Raw genomic sequence first — 4,593 nt, forward strand, 5'->3', positions numbered from 1 at the left:
GCAAGTCACTGATTCGATTGGTGCGCGAGGGGGGACTCGAACCCCCACGGGATCACCCACTGGAACCTAAATCCAGCGCGTCTACCAATTCCGCCACCCGCGCAAGAGCAGCCCGACCACCAGGGGACGGGAACAGCGGCCATCGGGAAGTCTACCGACTTTCATGCCCAGCGACCACATCCGGCGTCAGCCTGGCTGGCCGCCGCGTTCGACCGCGCGCTCGCGCCCAGGCTTGCTTTTTGACCGCGAACATAGGATGGTCTCGCGATCATCGTTCACTCGGGGATCGGGATGCACATCCTGCGTTCACCCTGCGGGCTGGCCGTCGCGTTCGCAGAGAACCCGGAGGTCCTGCCCGAGTTGCGGAATATCGAGAGGCAAGTGGTGTTCTCGGGTCGGGGCGTTTCGATTGCCGAGTGCTGATCCCGGGTATCCAGGTCCCGGGTATCCAGGTCCCGGGTATCCAGGGCCCTCAGCTGACACAGATCAGGATTGATGCCGATCAATCATCGCCCATGCGACCCTGACCGGCATCAGGCGATCAGGCGTTTTCATCCCGCCTGCCCCCAGTCAGCTCGCCGCCTCTGCCGGCTGGCATTGACCTGCGACGAACAAGACCGATATCCGCAGCCAAGATAGCCCACTCGACCGACCGCAAGAGGATCTTCGATGGATCTCGCAGACAAAACCGCGCTGGTGACAGGTGCTAACTCCGGACTTGGCAAGGCGGTCGCGCGAGCGCTCGCGGCCAGGGGCGCGCGCGTGCTGATGGTCGCCCGCGACCGGGAGCGCGGCGAGGCCGCGCGCGCGGAGCTTGAAGCGGCCACCGGCAATTCGGGTCTTGAGCTGCTGCTCGCGGACCTGAAGTCGCAGGCCCAGGTACGCGCCCTCGCCGCCGAGGTCAAGGAGCGCGCGCCGGCATTGGACTTTCTGGTCAACAACGCCGGCACCGCCTTTCCGAAACGCTGTCTGACCGAGGACGGCATCGAATGCACCCTGGCGGTCAATCACCTCGCGCCGTTCATCCTGACCAACCTGCTGTTCGATCAACTCAAGGCCGCCGCGCCATCCCGTATCGTCAACGTCGGCACTCGCATCAATGAGTCCATGGAACTCGGCGACCTGAACTGGGAAGGTCGCTCGTTTCGCATGATGCGCGCCTATGTCGAGTCGAAGCTCGGCATGCTGCATGTCACGCGTGAATTCGCCAAACGCATCAAGGGCAGCGGCGTCACCATCAACTGCGTCTTTCCCGGCGTGTTCAAATCCAACCTCGGCGGGACCGACGGCGCCCAGGGACTGTTCTGGAAATCGGTCAGCCTGCTCCTCGGTTGGGCGCTCGCGCAACCCGAGCAAGCCGCCGAGCGCGTGATGTATCTGCTCGAGTCGCCCGAGGTGGCGGAGATCAGCGGCGAATACTTCGGCGATTGCCAAGTCATCGCGATGCCGGCCCAGGTGCGCGATCCGGCCGCCAACGCGCGCGTCTGGGAGATCAGCGAACGCCTGGCGAATCTCGACGAGGTCTAGCCGCCGGATCAGCGCAACCCGGCACCCCTCGCGCTTCGGCCAGCGCGCATCAACCGGGCAACCGCTGCTCGGCAGGCCGGGCGGCACGGAACAGCCGAAAGAAGTTCTCGCTGGTGATCTCGGCCAGGGCCTCGACCGAGAGGCCGCGTAGCGCGGCGATGCGCGCGGCGACATGGGAGACGAAGCGCGGCTCGTTCTTCTTGCCGCGATAGGGCACCGGCGCCAGGTAGGGCGAATCGGTCTCGATCAACAGGCGATCGAGCGGGACCGACTGCGCCACCTCGCGCAGCGCGGCGGCGTTCTTGAAGGTGAGGATGCCGGAAAACGAGAGATAGAATCCCAGATCCAGGGCCTGCTTGGCCATCTCCCAGGTTTCGGTGAAGCAGTGCATGACGCCGCCCGCCTGTTCGGCACCGGCGGCGCGCATCAGCGCGATGGTGTCCTCGCGGGCGTCACGGGTGTGGATGATCAGCGGCTTCGCGAGCCGGCGCGCGGCCTCGATATGGGTCGCGAAGCGCTGGCGCTGCCAGCCGAGATCGCCGTCATTGTAGTGGTAGTCGAGTCCGGTCTCGCCGATCGCAACCACGGCGGGGTCGGACCCCAGCCGCACCAGCTCCTCGACGGATGGCTCTTGACCACCCTGCTCGCTCGGATGCACACCGAGCGAGACCGAGATGTCCGGATGGTCCTTCACCCGCTGGCACATCGCCGGGTAGTGCTCGAGGTCGATGCAGACGCAGAGCATGTGTTGCACGCCCTCTGCGCGCGCTTGTGCCAGCATGGCATCGAAATCGCCGGCATAGGGGGTCAGATCGACCCGGTCGAGGTGGCAATGAGAATCAACGAACATCGATGAATCACCTTGGGGGCATCAGGCCTGCGGGGCATGACCTCAGAGCGTATGAGTCGGGCCTTGGGGTTCGGTTCCCGCCGACAGGTACTGCTCGAAGATCTGGCGAATATCCTGGTTACCCTGCGCGTTGAACTGGATACCGACGCCCGCGACGCGATTGCCCTCGGCGCCCTGCGGGGTCATCCAGATCACCTTGCCGGCCACCGGGATACGCTCTGGCTGATCCAGGAGCTGGACGAGGAGAAACAGCTCGTCGCCGAGTCGATAGGGCGTGCTCGTCGGCACGAACAGCCCACCGTTCTTGACGAACGGCATGTAGGCGGCATGCAGGGCGGACCGATCCTCGATGACCAGGCTCAGGATATGGTTTCGCCTCTCGACCTGCTCGGCTGGCATCGCTGTTGAATCCTCCGTTCTCGATCCGGACCTCGATGGGGAGTCGATCAGGCGCGCATCCCGGCGAGTCGAGCCCAGCGCACCAGCAGGGCCTCGAACAGCAGTTGCTTGTTGATCGGCGCCTCGATCATCGTGCGTGCCTGGAGCAACCGCTGCAACAGCCGGTGCCCGGCGGCGGGCTCGATCCGTTCGGCGAGCGCACTCAGCTCAGGCCGCGCGTCCGGATTGATCAGCCGCGCCGGCGACGGAGCGACCGCCACCCGCAAGAGGTCGGTCAGCCAATCGATCAGCGCCGCGAGCACCGCCGCCGCATCGAGCCGTTGCCACTCATTGGCCACCGCAATCGGGTCATGCTCGCCGCGGGCGACCCCGATGATGTCATCGATCAGGCGCTGGCGCAGCGCCAGCGCCTCCGGGGTCGCCAGCGCCAGGGCGCGCAACGGCGCGCCATGCGCGAGCGCAAGACAGCGCGCGGCCTGGGAGACCTGCGCCTTAGCCTGTTCGGCGAGGCGCGCTTCCAGCCAGGGCAAGGCCACCGACTGCGGCGGCACCGGCAGGTTGATCCGCTGGCAACGGCTGCGGATGGTCTGACTCAGGCGTTGCGGCTGCTCGGTGACCAGCACCCAGACGCTGGAGGCGACGGGCTCTTCCAGGGTCTTCAAGAGGCTATTGGCGGCGAACGGATTCATCGCGTCGGCCGGCACCAACGTCAAGACTTTCACCGCGCCGCGCGTCGGTGTCAAGGTTTCGCGGGCACAGAGGTGACGCACCTGCTCGACGCGAATCTCCGCGCTGGCGGCCTCGGCATCGGGGACCAGCAGCAGATGATCCGGATGATGACCAGCGCCCAACAGCACGCATTCGGGGCAAACGCCACAGGGCCTTGTCGCGAGATCGGCCGCACCGCAGAGCAGCAATCCGGCGAGGCGCTCGGCGAGCAGGCGTTTACCGACCCCCAGCGGACCGGCGATCAGCAACGCCTGCCCCAGCCGCGCCTGCCGATGCGCCCGCGCCAAGCGTTGCCAGATCGGCTCCAGCCAGGGCGGTAACGGCTCCGGCCATGGGCGTGCTGTCGGCGTCGGAGCCATCGTCAATCAAGGCCCGGCGCGCCGGCACCCGCGCGCTGGCGCCCAGCGAACAGGCGGGCGGCGAGACAGGCGCGGATCTCAGCCGCCACCGCTTCCTCGCTCCGATCGGCGCGGATCAGACACACGCGCTCGGCGCAGCGCTCGGCGATCGCCAGATAGGCGGCTCGCACGCGCTCGAAGAAGGCGAGATCCTCGACCTCGAAGCGGTCCGGCGCCGAGCGCTGACGCGCGCGCGCCAGTCCACTGGCCACCGGCAGATCCAGGATCAGGGTCAAGTCGGGTTGCAGCCCACGTTGCACGAAACGCTCCAGCTCGGCGATCCGCGCCCGCTCCAGGCCGCGGCCGCCGCCCTGATAGGCGTAGGTGGCATCGGTGAAACGATCGCAGACCACCCAGCGGCCGGCGTCGAGCGCGGGCTCGATACAGCGCGCCAGATGATCGGCCCGCGCCGCGAACATCAGCAACAGCTCGGCCTCGGCGCTCAACCCGCTCTCCGCGGCATCAAGCAGCAACCCGCGAATCCGTTCCGCAGCCGGGGTTCCGCCCGGCTCGCGGGTGACCACCGGATCGATCCCCTGCCCCCGCAGCCAGTCGACCAAGCGCGCGAGCTGCGTCGACTTGCCGGCGCCTTCGCCGCCCTCGAGGGTGATGAACCGGCCGCGATCCTCGGCTGCGGACAGGCGCATCGGCGCGGGGAGCGGCGAGCCGGGCGACGCTCCGGCCGATGAG

5 protein-coding genes and 1 tRNA gene are annotated in these 4,593 nt (G+C 67.3%); 1 reads left to right on the forward strand and 5 read right to left on the reverse strand.

Annotation, left to right across the window (positions count from 1 at the left end; all coding sequences use genetic code 11):
- Positions 1-18 precede the first annotated feature (18 nt).
- A tRNA-Leu gene (locus ACLFQI_RS11860) sits at positions 19-103 on the reverse strand.
- A 566-nt stretch (positions 104-669) separates the two neighbouring features.
- Here ACLFQI_RS11860 and ACLFQI_RS11865 point away from each other — a divergent pair.
- Positions 670-1,527, forward strand: coding sequence for an SDR family NAD(P)-dependent oxidoreductase (locus ACLFQI_RS11865; RefSeq protein ID WP_410759594.1), 858 nt, complete (start codon positions 670-672; stop codon positions 1,525-1,527).
- A gap of 49 nt (positions 1,528-1,576) precedes the next feature.
- On the opposite strand, the gene ACLFQI_RS11870 is transcribed toward ACLFQI_RS11865, so the two are convergent.
- From ACLFQI_RS11870 to tmk, 4 genes are read right to left on the reverse strand one after another with little or no spacing between them, the layout of a single operon-like run.
- On the reverse strand, positions 1,577-2,377 hold the full coding sequence (locus ACLFQI_RS11870) for a TatD family hydrolase (protein ID WP_410759596.1): 801 nt from the start codon (positions 2,375-2,377) through the stop codon (positions 1,577-1,579).
- 42 nt (positions 2,378-2,419) lie between these two features.
- Positions 2,420-2,776 carry a PilZ domain-containing protein gene (locus ACLFQI_RS11875; protein ID WP_410759598.1) on the reverse strand — a complete coding sequence of 119 codons (357 nt, stop codon included), beginning with the start codon at positions 2,774-2,776 and terminating at the stop codon, positions 2,420-2,422.
- 47 nt (positions 2,777-2,823) lie between these two features.
- Entirely contained in the window at positions 2,824-3,864 is a 1,041-nt protein-coding gene (locus ACLFQI_RS11880; protein ID WP_410759599.1) for a DNA polymerase III subunit delta' C-terminal domain-containing protein, read from the reverse strand.
- A gap of 2 nt (positions 3,865-3,866) precedes the next feature.
- Positions 3,867-4,550, reverse strand: coding sequence for a dTMP kinase (gene tmk, locus ACLFQI_RS11885; protein WP_410759601.1), 684 nt, complete (start codon positions 4,548-4,550; stop codon positions 3,867-3,869).
- Positions 4,551-4,593: the final 43 nt, after the last annotated feature.

The organism is Halochromatium sp., assembly GCF_046541315.1.
In the GTDB taxonomy this organism is placed as follows: Bacteria; Pseudomonadota; Gammaproteobacteria; order Chromatiales; family Chromatiaceae; genus Lamprobacter.